At 40.3% G+C, this 17866-nt stretch carries 17 protein-coding genes; 1 reads left to right on the top strand and 16 read right to left on the bottom strand.

The annotated features are described in order from the left end of the window. The 4 genes from IGL23_RS00995 to IGL23_RS00980 form a co-directional block, all read right to left on the bottom strand. Complete coding sequence (locus IGL23_RS00995) at nt 1-1203, bottom strand: iron-containing alcohol dehydrogenase (RefSeq protein ID WP_002386357.1); 1203 nt, start codon at nt 1201-1203, stop codon at nt 1-3. Nucleotides 1204-1316: 113 nt separating this feature from the next. Continuing rightward, the gene (locus IGL23_RS00990; protein WP_033594621.1) at nt 1317-2321 is read right to left on the bottom strand and encodes a FecCD family ABC transporter permease; all 1005 of its coding nucleotides are present in this window, start codon (nt 2319-2321) and stop codon (nt 1317-1319) included. Then, nucleotides 2318-3328, bottom strand: coding sequence for a FecCD family ABC transporter permease (locus tag IGL23_RS00985; RefSeq protein ID WP_002368567.1), 1011 nt, complete (start codon nt 3326-3328; stop codon nt 2318-2320). The genes IGL23_RS00990 and IGL23_RS00985 overlap by 4 nt, the downstream gene beginning before the upstream one ends. After that, nucleotides 3325-4131, bottom strand: coding sequence for an ABC transporter ATP-binding protein (locus IGL23_RS00980; protein WP_002356183.1), 807 nt, complete (start codon nt 4129-4131; stop codon nt 3325-3327). The genes IGL23_RS00985 and IGL23_RS00980 overlap by 4 nt, the downstream gene beginning before the upstream one ends. 230 nt (nt 4132-4361) lie before the next feature. Here IGL23_RS00980 and IGL23_RS00975 point away from each other — a divergent pair, with 230 nt between their 5' ends. After that, nucleotides 4362-5300, top strand: a complete 939-nt coding sequence (locus tag IGL23_RS00975) for an iron-hydroxamate ABC transporter substrate-binding protein (protein WP_002361532.1) — start codon at nt 4362-4364, stop codon at nt 5298-5300. A gap of 39 nt (nt 5301-5339) precedes the next feature. Here the strand turns inward: IGL23_RS00975 and deoD are convergent, their stop codons facing one another. The 12 genes from deoD to IGL23_RS00915 form a co-directional block, all read right to left on the bottom strand. Continuing rightward, nucleotides 5340-6047 (bottom strand): purine-nucleoside phosphorylase, encoded by a 708-nt coding sequence (gene deoD, locus IGL23_RS00970; protein ID WP_002396136.1) that lies wholly within the window; start codon nt 6045-6047, stop codon nt 5340-5342. 18 nt (nt 6048-6065) lie between these two features. Continuing rightward, nucleotides 6066-6884: a purine-nucleoside phosphorylase gene (locus IGL23_RS00965; protein ID WP_002356180.1), complete on the bottom strand. Its 819-nt coding sequence runs from the start codon at nt 6882-6884 to the stop codon at nt 6066-6068. Nucleotides 6885-6900: 16 nt separating this feature from the next. Continuing rightward, entirely contained in the window at nt 6901-8067 is a 1167-nt protein-coding gene (gene deoB / locus IGL23_RS00960; protein ID WP_002356179.1) for a phosphopentomutase, read from the bottom strand. A gap of 301 nt (nt 8068-8368) precedes the next feature. After that, a complete protein-coding gene (locus IGL23_RS00955) occupies nt 8369-8962 on the bottom strand; it encodes a TMEM175 family protein (RefSeq protein ID WP_033594619.1) in 594 nt (197 codons plus the stop codon). Between the two features lie 273 nt (nt 8963-9235). Continuing rightward, nucleotides 9236-10189: an ABC transporter permease gene (locus IGL23_RS00950; protein WP_002356172.1), complete on the bottom strand. Its 954-nt coding sequence runs from the start codon at nt 10187-10189 to the stop codon at nt 9236-9238. Next, complete coding sequence (locus IGL23_RS00945; protein WP_010710976.1) at nt 10189-11322, bottom strand: ABC transporter permease; 1134 nt, start codon at nt 11320-11322, stop codon at nt 10189-10191. The genes IGL23_RS00950 and IGL23_RS00945 overlap by 1 nt, the downstream gene beginning before the upstream one ends. Continuing rightward, nucleotides 11315-12883, bottom strand: a complete 1569-nt coding sequence (locus IGL23_RS00940) for an ABC transporter ATP-binding protein (RefSeq protein WP_002381361.1) — start codon at nt 12881-12883, stop codon at nt 11315-11317. The genes IGL23_RS00945 and IGL23_RS00940 overlap by 8 nt, the downstream gene beginning before the upstream one ends. Nucleotides 12884-13088: 205 nt before the next feature. Continuing rightward, nucleotides 13089-14174, bottom strand: coding sequence for a BMP family lipoprotein (locus IGL23_RS00935; protein ID WP_002356169.1), 1086 nt, complete (start codon nt 14172-14174; stop codon nt 13089-13091). A gap of 53 nt (nt 14175-14227) precedes the next feature. Beyond that, entirely contained in the window at nt 14228-15301 is a 1074-nt protein-coding gene (locus tag IGL23_RS00930; protein ID WP_430619666.1) for a BMP family lipoprotein, read from the bottom strand. A gap of 95 nt (nt 15302-15396) precedes the next feature. Next, on the bottom strand, nt 15397-15861 hold the full coding sequence (locus tag IGL23_RS00925; RefSeq protein ID WP_002387503.1) for a cytidine deaminase: 465 nt from the start codon (nt 15859-15861) through the stop codon (nt 15397-15399). Continuing rightward, the gene (gene deoC, locus IGL23_RS00920; RefSeq protein WP_033594617.1) at nt 15830-16492 is read right to left on the bottom strand and encodes a deoxyribose-phosphate aldolase; all 663 of its coding nucleotides are present in this window, start codon (nt 16490-16492) and stop codon (nt 15830-15832) included. Before deoC ends, IGL23_RS00925 begins: the two co-directional genes overlap by 32 nt. A gap of 27 nt (nt 16493-16519) precedes the next feature. After that, nucleotides 16520-17821 (bottom strand): pyrimidine-nucleoside phosphorylase, encoded by a 1302-nt coding sequence (locus tag IGL23_RS00915; protein WP_033594615.1) that lies wholly within the window; start codon nt 17819-17821, stop codon nt 16520-16522. Nucleotides 17822-17866 lie beyond the last annotated feature (45 nt).

The raw sequence follows: 17866 nt of genomic DNA, 5'->3' as shown, positions 1-17866 counted from the left end.
TTAAATAAATTGACTTTCGGTTAAACAATCTTTATAAATCGCTACTATGTCCGCTACATCCAATGGTACATAAGCCTTTTCGGCAATTGCACTATGGGCCACAGCTTGTTGTGCCATTTCTTCAAATTTATCTGCTTCGATGCCAACTTCTGGTAATGTCATTGGAATGCCACAAGCCACAAAGTAATCATACAATGCTTGAATACCTTTTTTCGCTGCTACTTCCTCCTCTTGTTCGACTATTCCCCAAACATTTCGAGCAAACTGTGCAAACTTGCCTACGGTTTGTTCAGACAAAACGTAATTCATCCAACGAGGCGTTAAAATTGCTAAGCCAATCCCATGCGTAATGTCATAAAACGCACTTAATTCATGTTCCATTGGGTGACAAGACCAAACACCTTGTTTGCCGCGCCCTGTTAACCCATTTAAGGCTAAACTACTTGCCCACATTAAATTAGCACGTGCATCATAATCTTCTGGATTTTCTAAAGCAATAGGACAATTTTTGATAACCGTTCGCATTAAGCCTTCTGACACAAAATCTTGGACGTCCGTGCCTGTCGAAATACTAAAATAGTTTTCAATCAAATGACTGAAAATATCCGCTGAGCCAGCTGCTGTTTGATTTTGAGGAACCGTAAAAGTATTCGTTGGATCCAAGAACGAAACTTTTGGAATCATATTCGGACCACCAAAGCCTAATTTTTGATTGGTTTCTAAGTTAGAAATGACAGCACCTGCGTTCATTTCACTACCTGTTGCTGCTAAAGTCAAGATGGTCACGATTGGTAAAGCAGGACCAGTATACCCTTTTCTGGCTGCAATAACTGTCCAGATATCTTCTTCCGAATAAAAGCCCGCAGCAATTGCTTTGGAACAATCAATGGTTGAACCACCGCCAACTGCTAAAATAACATCGACTTGGTTTTCTTTACACAACTCAATTCCTTTTCTAACGGTTTCAATGCGCGGGTTTGGTTCGACACCGCTCAACTCAATCAGTGTATGCCCGTTTTTTTGGGCCAAATCAGTAATTTGTTGGTACAAGCCATTACGTTTGATACTACCGCCACCATAAACAAGTAAGACATTTTTGCCAAATTGATCTAACACAGCAGGTAATTCGTCTAAACGATCTTTCCCAAAACGGATGTCTGTTGGTACATAAAAATTAAAGTTTTCCATTCTTTCATCCTCCATTCAATGCTCTTACGCATTTATCATACTATTTTTTTAAAAATCCGCCAATAAAAAAGCCGAGCAAATGACAGTTGCTTTCACAACGATCGCTTGACCCAGCTTTTGATTCTTTTTTATAACGAATCGCTTGTTTTGATTAACAAACAAAGAAAATAAGGCGCACCGATGATCGCAACAATAATCCCTGCAGGCATTTCTCCATTGCCAGGCAATAGCCGACCAATCGTATCACTAACCAATAAAAGTAAACTCCCAAACAACGCCGCCAACGGCAATACCTGTTTTTGTTGCGTAAAACCACATTTGCGAGCAATATGTGGCGCAAGTAAACCTAAAAAATTAATTCCCCCTGTAACGGAAATCGCTGATGCCGCCAACATCACCGCTAACAGCAACGAAACGATTCGTTCTTTTTTCACAGCAATACCTACAGAAATAGCTGTTTCGTCCCCCAATTGTAAAATATCCAACAGACGATGACGCTTCATCGCAAAAAAGAACCCGATGACTAACCAAGGCAACAAAGCGCCCACAAAGAACCAATTACTGCCCCAGATACTGCCTGCTTGCCACATTGTAACAAAACGGTACTTTTCAGTGTCAATTTTTGATGTAATTAATAAGGTGAGTGCTGAAATACCCGTACTCAAAATGACACCCGCTAAGACCATTCGAACTGGCGTCAATCCTAAACGATGATGATACGCAATTACCAAAATCCCAACAGCCGCTAGCAAGCCGCCAACTAAGGCCACGAGCGGAAGTGCAAACGTCGTGATACTTGTCGTTTCAATAAAACTAATAAACAAAATCACTGCCAAACCCGCACCCGCATTAATGCCTAAAATCCCAGTATCTGCTAACGGATTCCGAGTAATCCCTTGAAGAATAGCGCCGCTTAAGCCTAAAGCTGCGCCCGCTAGGACCGCAAGCACAATCCGTGGTAACCGAAAATCCCAAACTAACAGTTGTTTGGCCTGACTTCCCTGTCCCAAAAGAAGGGCTTTTAAATCCATGAAGGAAACAGATAATTCCCCTTGCGTTAAACTGATACAAGCAGTTAGGATAATCCCAACTATTAAGATAGCCACCCAACGGGACACTTTTTTCTGTGTCATCCTAGTTGCCCTCCTTTACGAAATAAATAAAGAAAGAATGGGATGCCAATTAAGGCCGTGATAATCCCAAATGGTGTTTCAAAAGGCGGATTCACCATTCGAGCGATTAAATCTGCCACCAAAACGAGGAGCGCACCGCCTAACGCCGAGAACGGAATCAAGCGACGGTAATTTTCTCCAGAAACTGTTCGCATCACATGAGGCACCACCAAACCAACAAAACTGACCGAGCCAACTAGCGCCACAGACAATCCTGATAAAAGCAAAATCGTTATACTGGCAAACAACCGAATACGCTGCGGATTTCGCCCCAAACCAATTGTTGCATCATCGCCAAACCGTAAAATAGTCACCGACGGACTAATCAGAATTGCTAATGCAAATGCGCCCAGAAAGATCGGGACGACTATTTTTAATTGTGCCCAAGAAATAACGCTGACACCGCCAAGAAACCAAAACGTTAACTCTTGACTCAAATTGAACTGAATGGCTAAGAATTGACTAAATGATAAAAAAAGGGCACTAATACCAGCTCCCACTAAGGTCAGACGCATGGGGCTTGCTCCTCGAATTGAATGATTAGAAAGATAATAAATCAGTGCCACACTCACGCCAGCACCAAGAAAAGAAACAACTAAAAGCCACCAATAACTTGCCTGAGGGAGGAAAGCAAAAACAAGCGCTAAGCCCAAGCCAGCCCCAGCATTGATACCCAGCAAGCCAGAATCTGCCAATGGGTTTTGCGTAATCCCTTGCGCTAACGCCCCACTCACCGCTAAACTTGCTCCCACAAAAGCGGCCCCTAAAATCCGCGGCAACCGAACCGTTTGGATGACTTGATGCGCTTGATTGGTCGCATCGAAGTGCGTAAATGATTCAATAATCGTTTGAATCGAAACCGACGTCGCACCAAACATCAATGACAGAAGCATTGTACCAATTAGCAAAAAAAGACAGACAAGTAACACTTGCCATTGGTGTCTATAAAATCCGCTTATGCCTTTCATCCATCCAGCTCCATTTCCATCAACTCATAAGAAAGCACTAGTGGCCGCTGTGTCTGACTATGATAACTAATTTCTGCTTGAATAGCGAAAACATCTGCTAAGCCAGTAACAGTAATCACTTCTTGCGGTGTTCCCTCATTGATAATCTTTCCCTCTTTCATCGCAATCACGCGATCAGAAAAACGAGAAGCTAAATTAATATCATGAATCGTCATCACGATAGTTTTCTGATGTTCTTGATTAATTCGTTTTAACACATTTAAAATTTCTAGCTGATGCGCTGGATCCAAATAGGTGGTCGGTTCATCTAAAATTAAAATATCTGTATCCTGCACTAGCGCCATAGCAATCCAAACCCGTTGGCGTTGCCCACCTGATAAAATTGCCACAGACTCTCTAGCTAACTCAGTTAAGCCTGTTAATTCTAATGCCCATTGTATGTACTCTTGATCTTCTGTGGTGACACTTTTCCAGCCCGATTGATAAGGATATCGCCCGAAAGAGACGAGGTCAAAAACAGATAAATCGATTGTATTTTCTGGCGTTTGTGATAAGATCGCTAGTTCTTGTGCTACTTCTTTTGAAGAAAAATGTTGAAGTTCTTGGTTCTTAATGAACACCTTGCCTTTCTCAGCTGGCAAAATACGCGCAAGTGTTTTTAACAAGGTCGATTTGCCACAACCATTTGGTCCAATAATACTTGTAATAGTTCCCGCTTCAAATGAACAGTTCAGCGCTTCACTAATCACTTGACGACCATATCCTGTAGTTAAGTCCTCTGCCTCTAAATAATTCATAACCATTCCTCTTTAATTTTTCTGTCGTTATTTTACATTTATTGAGAATCGTTCTCACTCATTGTTCCTTGATTATAAAAGACCCTTCCTTAAAAAGCAATGTTTCTTCCAATCAAAAAAACGAATTATCTAAAAAATGCAACTTATTTGCTCAAAAAAGCAAGCGATGATTGACAAACGGTCGTTTTTAACTGATAATGAGAATCGTTATCAACTAAAAATAAAGGAGTTACACAATGAAACTTTTAAAAAAGACGGTCCTAATTGGTACAACCCTTCTTCTTGGTTCATTCTTACTCGCAGCTTGTGGTAATACGAATAAAGAAGCCAACAACGCTGACAAAACACATGAAGTAACAGATACCTTAGGCAATAAAGTAACCGTCCCCGCGAAACCCAAACGGATTATTGCGAGTTATTTAGAAGATTATCTAGTTGCATTAGGAGAAAAACCAGTGGCACAATGGACAGTTGGACAAGGTAGCATTCAAGATTATTTAGCGAAAGAATTGAAAGATGTCCCCACTATTTCCTATGACTTGCCATATGAAGCGGTTCTAAAATTTGAACCTGACTTATTATTAATCAGTTCATCTGCTCTAGTTGAAGGCGGTAAATACAAAGAATACAGTAAAATTGCGCCAACTTATGTAGTCAAAAACGGCGAAAATGTCACTTGGCGTGATCAATTGGAAGATATTGCCACTGTTTTAGATAAAAAAGAACAAGCGAAAAAAGTGTTAGAAGATTATGATACCTTAACCAAAGGCGTCCAAGAAGACCTTGGCAAAAAAGATGCTGGCAAATCTGCGGCAGTCTTATGGGTAACCAACAACCAAGTCTTTATGGTTAGCGATAATCGCTCAAGCGGAACCGTGCTCTATCAAGACTTAGGCCTCCAAGTTCCAAAATTAGTGGAAGAAATTTCTAAAAACGCTACTGCGGATTGGAATCAAGTTTCTTTAGAAAAATTAGCTGAGCTTGACGCAGACCACATTTTCCTTGTAAACAGTGATGAATCAGCACCTCTTTTCCAAGAAGCAATTTGGAAGAACTTACCTGCTGTGAAAAATAACCAAGTTCATACCTATGATAAAAAAAGTAGTTGGTTATACAACGGACCTATTGCGAATACCCAAATTGTTGAAGATGTAAAAAAAGCGCTCTTAAATTAAAAAAAATGCTTGGATGATTGTTTTCATCCAAGCATTTTTTTAATTAGCAATTGCTGTTTCTAAACCAACTTCAATCATTTCATTAAACGTCGTTTGGCGTTCTTCTGCCGTTGTTTCTTCGCCTGTCACCAAGCTATCACTCACCGTCATAATCGCCAATGCTTCTACATCAAATTTTGCTGCTAAATAATATAACATTGCCGCTTCCATTTCAATCGCTAATACCCCGTATCGACCTAAACGAAAGACATCATCTAAGCTATCTTTGTAAAAAACATCATCTGACAATACGTTACCAACATGGGTAGTAAAGCCTTTTGCTTTAGCAATTTCGTAAGATTTGAGTAAAAGATCAAAGCTCGCAATTTGTGGAAAATCATATTTAGGAAAATCATTGCGAATCGCGGAAGAAGGTGTCGCTGCTGCTTGTGCGATAACTAATTCACGAACGTTGACTTTTTCTGAAATAGAACCACACGTACCAACACGAATTAACTTCTTCACATTGTAAGAGTTAATTAACTCATGGGCATAAATACCTGCTGAAGGCATACCCATCCCTGTTCCTTGGACCGAAACATGCTGTCCCTTATACGTTCCTGTGTAACCTAACATCCCACGAACTTGATTATAGCAGACAGGATTCTCTAAAAAAGTTTCCGCAATATATTTTGCTCGGAGGGGATCCCCTGGTAGTAAAATTTTATCGGCAATTTCACCTGGTTTTGCTTCGATATGCACACTCATTCTGGTTTACTCCTTTTTTTATAAAGCTGCTAGTGTTGCTTTCACTAACTCTTTGAATTGTCCTTTAACGCGTTCAGTTGTTTCAACTACTTCTGCATGATTTAAGCTACTTTGCATACCAGCTGCTAAATTCGTAATACAAGAGATGCCTAGTACTTTCATGCCACTATGCACAGCTACAATGACCTCCGAAACAGTTGACATGCCAACTGCATCCGCACCCATCGTCCGTGACATCCGAATTTCTGCAGGCGTTTCATATGTCGGGCCAGAAAAGCCCATATACACGCCTTCTTTTAAATCAATATTTTGTTCCGCAGCCACTTTTTTTGCCACTTCCCGATATTCTTGCGTATAAGCATGACTCATATCTGGAAAACGCGGCCCGATTTCTTCATCATTTTCACCAATTAACGGATTATCGCCTGTAAAATTAATGTGGTCATTGATTAACATCAAATTCCCCGGTGTATATGTTTCATTTACGCCACCAGCTGCGTTGGTTACAATCATTGAATGAATGCCTAAAGCAGCCATCACACGAACAGGATAAGTGACCGTTTGCATCGAATGTCCTTCATAATAATGAAAACGTCCTTGCATCGCCAAAACTTTTTTTCCAGAAAGCGTTCCGTAAACTAATTGTCCAGCATGTCCAACGACTGTTGAAACAGAAAAATGGGGAATTTCAGAGAAAGGAATAGCAATCGCATCGGTTATTTCATTAGCTAATTCACCTAACCCTGAACCTAAGATTAGACCGAAGTCTGCTTGTTGCACCCCTTTTTCTTTCAAAAACTCAGTTGTTTCGTTTAAATGATTCGTTAACGTTGTCATGTGTTGCCTCCTCGAATTATTGTAATTGATTTAAAAAGCTTTGACCGTTTTCCGTTGCAGGAACTTCAAAGTTTTCAGCAATCGTTGCTGAAATATCTGAATAAAATCCTTGTGGCAAGCTGCCTTGTTTTGTCATTTTTTTACTATAAGCCAATAAAGGCACATATTCACGTGTGTGGTCTGTTCCTGGGAAAGTTGGGTCATTCCCGTGATCTGCTGTAATTAAAAGCAAATCATCTTCGGCCATAGCTGCCATAATCTCTGGCAAACGACCATCAAAATCTTCGATGGCTTTTGCATAGCCCTTCACATCACGACGGTGGCCATACAGCGCATCGAAATCCACTAAGTTAGTAAAACTTAAACCTGTGAAATCTTTGTTCATGACCGTTAATAATTGATCCACCCCATCCATATTGCTCTTCGTGCGGATAGCTTCAGTAATTCCTTGTCCATTAAAGATGTCGTTAATTTTCCCAACAGCGATCACATCATTGCCGTTTTCTTTCAACGAATCTAAAACAGTATGGCCAAAAGGATCTAGAGCATAGTCATGACGGTTACTGGTTCGAGTGAAATTACCTGGTTCACCAACATACGGGCGAGCGATAATCCGACCAATCATATAAGGTTCGTCTTTCGTAATGTCACGAACATATTGACAAATTTTATACAATTCTTCTAATGGAATAATGTCTTCATGCGCCGCAATTTGTAAAACAGGATCTGCTGAAGTATAAACGATTAGATCCCCTGTTTTCATTTGATGTTCGCCATAATCATCAATGACTGCTGTCCCGCTATATGGTTTGTTACAAACAACTTTTCGCCCAGAAAAATCTTCAATTTGTTTCAGCAATTCTTCAGGAAAGCCGTTTGGGAATACCCGAAAAGGTTTTTTGATGTTCAAGCCCATAATTTCCCAGTGACCGGTCATAGTATCTTTTCCAACAGAAATTTCTTCTAATTTGGTGGCATAGCCATCGTGGTCTGCCACTGCTTTGACACCTGTTAAAGGAGCAATAGTTCCCAATCCAAGTTTTTCTAAATGAGGAATGGTTAGTCCCGCTTCTTTGGCAATATGACCCAGTGTATCACTGCCGACATCTCCAAATTTTTCAGCATCTGGTGCTTCACCAATACCGACTGAATCTAGTACGATTAAATGAACACGTTTAAACACACTTGCTTCCTCCTCTAAGGTCGTAAATACGTCAAGAATGACAATTATTTTACGCTAGCCTTTTAAATAGTCTCGAGAATCAAACAGAATAATCTATTTATTCTCAGCTCTTCAATTATACCATGAATCCGCTATTATTGCCTGAAAGAGCATTAAAATTTTCACTGATTCCTTCGATTTTAGCAGGGCTTAAAAACTGAAAGAAAAAAAGTCTCCCACCGTAATTAGGAAACTTTTTTATTGTTTTTTTCGAATAGCCTGCTCTTTAAAAAGAACACGACTCTTTATACAATCAAAACTTTTAACACTCCAAGCGGTCTCCCTCTTTTGGCACATTTAAATACCAGATAACCGCTTCTGATAAAATCACACCAATGCCAATGGGCGGATAAAAATAAATACCGATATATCCGATTGCGAAAAGACAAAGATGAATGATTTTTGTTGCCTTACTATAAGATTTCGATTTTCTTAACTTAGCTGCACCCTGTGGATCTTTCACTGCATTGTCCTCATAAATGATCCTTGTTAGCAAGAAGTAAGCAAAATCCCAAACCGTATACACAACAAGATAAAAATAAACGGGTGCCCGCATCCACCAAAATTCACTCACCCAAGCAGTTGCTACCGGAATGAAGGCCATGGAGAATAACCAAAAATTATTTGCCCAAAACGCTTTTTTAGAAAACCAATGAGTTACGGATATTATGTAATGATGATTGTACCATGCGATACAGATAAAAATAAAACTGACAATAAACGATAAAAAATATGGGATATTTTCTATCAAACCTGCCAAAACACCCACTTGAGGAGTCTTAATTTCTAAAATCATGATGGTCATGATGATGGCAATGACTGCATCACTAAATGCTTCTACACGTGTTTTATTCATTGAACGTCCTCCACTTTTCCTATTCTGACTACAAACAAAAGTATAGCAGAAAAACCAACGATTTTTGAAAAAAAGCTGCTAGACCTGTTGGTTTTTTTCAAAATTTCGACACTTCCTTCGAATTGTAAAAAACAGCCAAAGGAAAAAAGTTAAGTCTCCTTTATCAACTCGCTTTTTTGCAGTGAAGCAGTGCCTAATGCCGCTTGTGTTCAACTGATTATCCTAAGAAAAGAAATGGCCCCCGTCGCTTTGACGGAGGGCCCATTTCTTTTCTTATTTCGTTTTGACGTAATTTTTCCCGTTCGCTTTTGGTCCCGATGATTTTCCGAAGAACACAACTAGGACTAAAATGGTCAATACGTATGGTGCTGCTTGTAGATAAACTTTTGGAATTTCTGAAATAATTGGTAAGTTTTCCCCAGCAATACTTAAGTTTTGTGCAAAGCCAAAGAATAAGGCTGCGCCCATTGCCCCAAGTGGATTCCATTTACCAAAGATCATTGCGGCCATTGAAATAAACCCTTGTCCTGCAATTGTGGTAATCCCAAAACGACCCGCAATACTTTGAGCAAAGACAGCTCCGCCCATACCGCCTAAGAAGCCGGATAGCAAGACGCCAGAATAACGCATTAAATAGACATTGATTCCCAATGTATCTGCCGCTTGTGGATGTTCTCCCACAGAACGTAACCGTAAGCCAAAACGTGTTTTATAAATGACAAACCAAGCTAAAATCGCAATCAAAATTGCTACGAAAGCTGGCAAAGAGGTTTTTGCAAAGAATAGTTCACCAATCACTGGAATTTTTGACAATCCTGGGAAAGAAAAATAGCCAAATGATTGTGTAATCATATCTGTTTGTCCTTTTTGATAAATAACTTTTACTAGGAAAACCCCTAGCGCCGGTGCCATCAAGTTAATGACAGTACCACTGATAATATGATCTGCTCGTAAGTTAATGGTTGCAACGGCATGTAAGAGAGAAAAGACAATCCCGACAACGCCTCCTACTAAACAAGCAATCCATGGTGTCGCCGCGCCAAATGTATCAGCAAACGTCAAGTTAAAAACGACCGAACTGAAAGCGCCCATTACCATAATACCTTCCAAGCCAACGTTAACCACACCACTTCGTTCTGAGAACGTTCCGCCTAATGCTGTCAAGATGAGCGGAGTTGCATACACTAATGTTTGCGTGATGATTGAGGAAATTGTTGCTAAATCCATTAGATGTCTCCCCCCTCTTGATTGTTTTTGTCTGGCGCCGCTTCAATTGTTTCTACAATCGCTACTTCTTTTTTACTACCAGACGCTTTTGCTAACAAGAAACGAATTAAATAACTAATTCCCACAAAGAAAATAATTGCTGCAATAACAACATCAACTAATTCGGTTGGTACACCAGCTATCAACGGCATTCCTTGTCCACCAAGTTTTAACATTCCAAACAGTAATGCGGAAAGTAAAATCCCGATTGAGCTACCTGCTCCTAATAGAGACACGGCCATACCATCGAACCCAATGCTCAACGATGTGTTTTGAATAAAGAAGTTTTGGAAAGTCCCCAATCCTTGGACCGCACCACCTAAACCAGCCAGCGTTCCTGAAATCATCATGGATAAAATAATCGTTCGCTTGCTGCTCATTCCAGCATATTCAGAAGCAAATGGGTTTAACCCCACCGACCGAATTTCAAAACCAAGCGTTGTTTTTTTCATCAAGAACCATACAAGAATAAGGAAAATGAAGGCCAAGAAAATGCCGATGTTCAAACGAGAGCCATCACTGATATTTGTTAAAAACGGTGAGCGTAATGATGCATTCGCACCAATCATTTTGGTGATCCCTTTGTTCGCCATAATACTTGGTTTCATGACATTATTAGCAATATGATTTCCTGTGTACAATAAAATATAATTCAACATAATCGTAACAATAACTTCACTCGTCCCAAAATAGGCACGCAAGAAACCTGGAATGGCTGCTGCTAAAGCTCCTGCAACCGCGCCAACAATAATCGCCACCGGCAACGCAATCATCCGGGGTGCATCAGGCATGGATAAAGCGACCCAAATACTAGCCACCCAACCACATAAGGCTTGTCCAGAAAGCCCGATATTAAAGAATCCAGCCGAATTTGCCACCGAGAATCCTAAAGCGGTAAAAATCAACGGTGCTGCGGTGACAAAAATCTCACCAATACTTTTCTTTCCTTGGAAAGCTGTTTCAAACATCGCTTGATACCCAGCCACTGGGTCATAGCCAAAGATAACCATAATAATTGCCCCTAAGAGGAAACCCATAATAACAGATAACACAGGGACTAAAATATTTCTTATTTTTTCAGAACGATTATTCAACAGTTTCACCTGCCTCTACTTTTGATAACTCAGCACGGGCTTCTTCCAATGAGTAGCCAGCCATTAACAAGCCCAATTCATTTTCTGTCGTTTCTTTCGGATCAACAATTCCGACGATTTCCCCCGCATGAATAACAGCGATACGATCAGAAACATTTAAAATTTCATCTAATTCAAAACTTACTAATAAAACAGCTTTATTTTTATCTCTTTGTTCAATTAGTCGACGATGAATGTATTCAATAGCTCCGACATCTAAACCGCGTGTTGGTTGAGAAACAATCAACAAATCTGGATCGCGGTCAACTTCTCGGGCAATAATCGCTTTTTGCTGATTCCCACCTGAAAGCGCCCGAGCTGGTACTAATTCATTAGGAGTCCGTACATCATATTCTTCAATTAATTCACGGGCGTGTTTGTTAATCATTCGATAGTTTAAAATACCTGTTGAACTGTATGGTTTTTGGTAATACGTTTGTAGGCCAATATTTTCAGCCAATGTCATCTCTAATACTAAGCCATATTTATGTCGGTCTTCAGGAACGTGGGCGACACCCATTTCCGTAATTTCCCGAGGTTTGCGATTAGTAATCTCTTTTTCATTCAAATGAATGGACCCGTTTTCGACTTTGGTTAATCCTGCTAAGGCTTGGATTAATTCTGTTTGTCCATTGCCATCAATCCCCGCAATTCCAACAACTTCCCCTGCTCGGACATCTAAGCTAAGATTTTTCACTGCATCTAAGCCGCGGCTTTCTTTCACTACTAAATCTTTAATTGATAAAATTGTTTCTTTCGGTTGCGCTGGTTTTTTCTCTGTTTTGAAGGAAACAGAACGACCCACCATCATATCGGCTAACTGTTGCGAAGAAACATCTTTCACATTGACGGTGCCAATACTTTGCCCCCGGCGAATGACCGTACAACGGTCTGCTACTTTTTTAATTTCATCTAACTTATGTGTAATTAAAATGATCGATTTGCCTTCATCGGTTAGTTCTTTCAAAATAATCATTAATTCATCAATTTCTTGTGGCGTTAATACTGCGGTTGGTTCGTCAAAAATTAAAACGTTCGCACCACGATATAAGGTCTTTAAAATTTCAACCCGTTGTTGCATACCTACAGAAATATCGCGAATATAGGCATTGGGATTTACATCCAACCCGTATTGCTTAGACACTTCTTCAATCTCTTTTTTCGCTTTTTTCCGGTCTAAAATACCGCCATGGGTAGGTTCGCTACCTAAGATAATATTTTCAGTCACAGTAAAGGCTTCAACTAACATAAAATGCTGATGGACCATTCCGATTCCTAAACGATTGGCTGCAGTAGGACTTGTAATGTTGACTTTTTCGCCATTCATATAAATCTCACCTGAGGTCGGTTCCAATAGCCCTGATAAGATATTCATCAAGGTCGACTTGCCTGCACCATTTTCACCTAGCAGTGCGTGGATTTCACCAGGTTTTACTTGTAAATCAATTTGGTCGTTGGCTTTGAACGTCCCAAATTCTTTGGTGATTTTACGCATCTCAATTACGTTTTCTTCTTGAGACAAGGTCTATTCACTTCCTAACAAAATTATATTGGCAATACTTTAGAGGGTAATTTTGACCCTTAACTAAGTAGTTGAAGAACCTCAACTATTTAGTTAAAAATCCAAACATCATAAAGGGTTTCCTTGGCAGCCGTCGCTGCCAAGGACCACTTTATTTTTAGAAGGAACAATAATGAGCCCTTCTTTTTTCATTTAGGAGCTTAAATTATTCTGGTTTTTCTGGGACTTTTACGTCACCTGAGATTACTTTATCTTTTGCTGTTTTAACAGCTTCTTTTGTTTTGTCGTTTAAATAGCCGTCTGTTAAGTCAACGCCACCATCTTTTAATCCATAAACTAAATGTTCGCCACCAGGGAATTTGTCTTCTAACGCACGGTTGGCAATATCTTGAACCGCTGTGCCGACACCTTTAAGTGTTGAAGTTAACGTGAAGTTGTCTTCTTTGCCGTCTTTTGTTTTGTACTTGCCATCAGCATCTTGATCACGGTCAACACCGATTACCCAAACTTTGTCGCCAGAACCTGATTCATTCAAGTCTTTTGCTTCTTGGAAGACCCCTTGTCCAGTCGCACCAGAAGCATGGAAGATGATATCAACGCCGTTTTGGTACATTGCAGCAGCTAAAGCTTTCCCTTTGGCAGGATCAGCAAATGAAGCCGCATATTTTGTATCAACAGTAATTTCTTTACCTAATTCTTTCGCAGCATCAGCCACACCTTTTTCAAAACCAGCTTGGAAACGGTCAATTACGACCCCTTCTTCACCACCAACAAAACCGACTTTGTTCGTTTTTGTTTCGTTTGCAGCAGCAACACCGGCTAAGTAAGCTGCTTCATTATCTCTAAATGTTGCAGAAACGACATTCTTTTTGCCATCGATTTGATCATCGATTAAAACAAAGTTTGTATCAGGGTTGGCATCTGCTGCAGAAGAAATTGCATCTTTTAGCAAGTAGCCAATACCAAAGATTGTGTTGAATTTACTTGATACCGCTTGGTCAATATTTGTTGTATAGTCAGCTGCATCATTCGATTGAATATATGCATACCCTTTTGAACCTTCTGGTAAATCATGTTCTTTACCCCAAGCTTGCAATCCTTCCCAAGAAGATTGGTTGAACGACTTGTCATCCACGCCGCCTGTATCTGTAATGATTACAGCACTATGCGCTGCATCCCCTTTGCCACCGCCGCTTTCAGCGGTTTTTCCTTTGCCACCACCACATGCTGCAAGTGAAACTGATAAACCTAATGCAATCAAACTAAAACCGAATAATTTTGCTTTTTTCATTTCTGTAAAGCCTCCTAAAAATAGTTTAATGTATTTAAACAACTAAGTTGTTTCTAAGGTTGGTCTGGGACTTTTACGTCACCAGAGATGATTTGTTCTTTGGCTTCTTTAACTGCCGTTTTGGCTTGATCGCTTAGGGCTTCTGTTGTTAAATCAACACCGCCATCTTTCAATCCATAAGTTAAATGTTCGCCGCCAGGGAATTTATCTTCTAATGCAAGATCAGAGATTTTTTTCACAGCAATATTTACACCTTTAATGGTTGAAGCTAACGTTAAGTTATCATCCTTGCCATCTTTGGTTGTATATTTACCGTCTTCGTTTTGGTCACGGTCAACACCAATCACCCAAACTTTATCTTTTGAACCTGTTTCATTTAGCGCTTTGGCTTCTTGGAAGATTCCTTGTCCTGTAGTCGCCGCTGCGTGATAAATAATGTCGGCACCTGCTTGATACATAGAAGAAGCTAAGGCCCGTCCTTTTGAAGCGTCTGCAAATGTCCCTGCATAAGTAGACGTAATTTGAATATCTTTGCCTAATTTTTTGCTAGCGTCTGCTACACCTTTTTCAAAACCAGCTTGGAAACGGCCAATAACAGGTCCTTCAACCCCGCCGATAAATCCTACTTTGTTGGTTTTCGTAGTGTTAGCTGCTGCCACACCTGCTAAATACGCAGATTCATTATCTCTAAATGTTGCAGAAGCGACGTTGTTTTTCCCATTAACTGTATCGTCGATTAGAACGAAATTCGTTTCTGGGTTGGCGTCCGCTGCATCTACTACTGCATTTTTTAGTAAATAGCCAATGCCAAAAATCGTTTTAAATTGACTTGAAATGGCTTGGTCAATGTTTGATGTATAATCAGATGCTTCATTTGATTGAATATACGCATACCCTTGAGGTCCTTCTGGAAGTTTGTGCTCTTTGCCCCACTCTTGCATTCCTTCCCACGCAGATTGGTTAAAAGATTTGTCATCAATGCCGGCTGTATCTGTGACCATTACGACACTATGTTGTGGATCACCTTTTGTGTTGGCGTTCTTTTTGCTATTGCCGCCACATGCAGCTAACCCAATGGTTAAGGCAACTGCTGCCAATCCTAGACCTAAAAATTTTGCTTGTTTCACTTTCCGAAAAGCCCCCTACTATTTTATCTATTATTTCATTCGCATTTATGCTATTGAAATCTACTTTGAGCCCAACGAAACCTTATGTCCTTTTTTTAAAAATCTTTATCTGTAAATGAATAGGGCAATAATGCCTCAACTGTCATTGTTTTAGTCGCGCCATCTTTACCAACTAGCGTGACCGGCATTTGTGGATCAAAGAATTCAGCCATTACTTGACGACAAGCGCCACATGGAGAAATGGGTGCCTCTGTATTACCTGCTACAACTAAATGTTGGAAGGTCCGTTCATCTTCTGAAATGGCTTTAAAAATCGCCGTTCTTTCTGCACAATTTGTTAAACCAAAGGAGGCATTTTCAATGTTGACTCCTTGATACATTTTCCCGTCTGCAGTCACTAAGCAAGCGCCCACAGGAAAGTTAGAATACGGTACATAGGCGTGTGCCAATGCTTCTACGGCACAATCAAGCCATTCTTGTTTTACTGTCATCTTTTTCGCCACACCTTCGTTTAATTTAAAATACGAATTAATACCCTTCGCCAGTTGTGCCAGAAACAATTGCTACACCCGTACTTGCACCGATGCGCGTTGCCCCAGCTTCAATCATTGCTAACGCTTCTTCTGCATTATGCACGCCACCAGAAGCCTTAACGCCCATGTCAGGACCAACTGTCTCACGCATTAAACGAATGTCTGCTACTTTAGCGCCGCCTGTTGAGAAGCCAGTAGATGTTTTAACGAAATCGGCACCTGCTTCTTTGGCTAATTCACAAGCTTTAACTTTTTCTTCGTCTGTTAATAATGCTGTTTCAATAATCACTTTGACTAACGCTTTTCCTTTGGCTGCATCTACTACGCCTTGAATGTCTTGACGTACGTGATCGTATTGTTGTGATTTTAATGCACCAATATTAATCACCATATCCACTTCATTCGCACCATTTTTAATCGCATCAGCTGCTTCGTATGCTTTAACTTCTGGTGTATTTGCCCCCAAAGGAAAGCCAATAACAGTACACACAGCGACGTCGGTATCTGCTAATTGCTCGCTAGCAAAAGCGACCCAACAAGGATTGATACATACAGAGAAAAAGTTGTACTCCTTAGCTTCGTCAATAATTTTTTGGACAGCGGCTTCTGTCGCTTCTGGTTTCAAAATAGTGTGGTCAATCATGCGGTTTAATTCCATGATGAGAATTCCTCTTTTCTTTTTGTTTTATTCCGTAATAATATCGTGAATCAAAATAGGCTCTTCGCCGGTTGGTCCAATTTCAATGTTTTTATAAAGCAATTGTTCGACTTCTGTCACGTCTTCACGATTGGCATAAATGGTTAGTAATGATTCGCCTTTTTCAACTGGGCTCCCTACTTTTTTGTGAAGTTTCAAGCCAACTGCAAAATCAATCGTATCTTCTTTCGTAGCCCGACCAGCGCCCAGCAACATTGCGGCAACGCCAATTTCATTGGCAACGATTTTTTGTACCACGCCTGTTTCTTTGGCAGGTAAATCAAATTGATAAGTCGCGGTTAATAATTTTTCTGGCTGGTCAACAACGGAACTGTCGCCGTCTTGATTTTCAATCATTTCTTTAAATTTCGCGAGCGCTCGACCGCTTGTTAAAGCTTCTTCTAATAAAGCCCGTGCTTCGTCTAACGTCTCGGCTTTTTTAGCTAAAACGACCATCTGACTTCCTAAGACATAGCACATCTCCACTAAATCTTCTGGCCCATTTCCTTGCAAGGTCTCGATTGCTTCAACGATTTCTAAACTATTTCCGATGGCCTCCCCTAAAGGTTGTGACATGTCTGAAATTACTGCCATCGTTTGGCGATTTGCCAGTTTCCCAATGCGAACCATTGTTTCCGCTAATCGACGAGCACTTGCTAGGTCTTTCATAAAGGCCCCTTCACCAGTAGTCACGTCTAAGACAATCGCATCTGCCCCTGCGGCAATTTTTTTACTCATAATGGAACTTGCAATTAATGGAATTGAGTCAACAGTGGCGGTCACATCACGTAACGCATAAAGTTTTTTGTCTGCTGGTGCTAGATCACCTGACTGACCAATCACTGCCACTTTTGTATCGTTCACCAATTGAATAAAACGTTCTTCTGTCAATTCAACTTTAAAACCAGGAATCGCTTCTAATTTATCCAACGTACCGCCCGTGTAGCCTAAGCCACGACCAGACATTTTTGCTACATTGACCCCGACACTAGCAACTAATGGCGCTAAAATAAGCGTCGTAGTGTCGCCTACGCCACCTGTAGAATGCTTGTCGACTTTGATTCCTTCTATAGAAGAAAGATCCACAATTTCGCCTGAATGGACCATTGCTAACGTCATTTGTGTAATTTCTTCGTCTGTCATATCTTGGTAAAAAACAGCCATTAAAAAGGCACTTACCTGATAATCTGGAATTGAACCATCTGTGTATCCGTTGATAATAAATTGAATTTCTTCGCTTGTTAGTTGATGCCCGTCACGTTTTTTTTCAATAATGTCTACCATTCTCATGAATTCGTTCCCTCCGATTTCCCGATAATGTATTATACAACAAAA

It is taken from the genome of Enterococcus sp. MSG3299 (assembly GCF_050555765.1).
Classification (GTDB): Bacteria; Bacillota; Bacilli; order Lactobacillales; family Enterococcaceae; genus Enterococcus; species Enterococcus faecalis.
The sequence above is the reverse complement of the archived record's forward strand: the minus strand, read 5'-3'. Positions and strand labels throughout refer to the sequence as shown.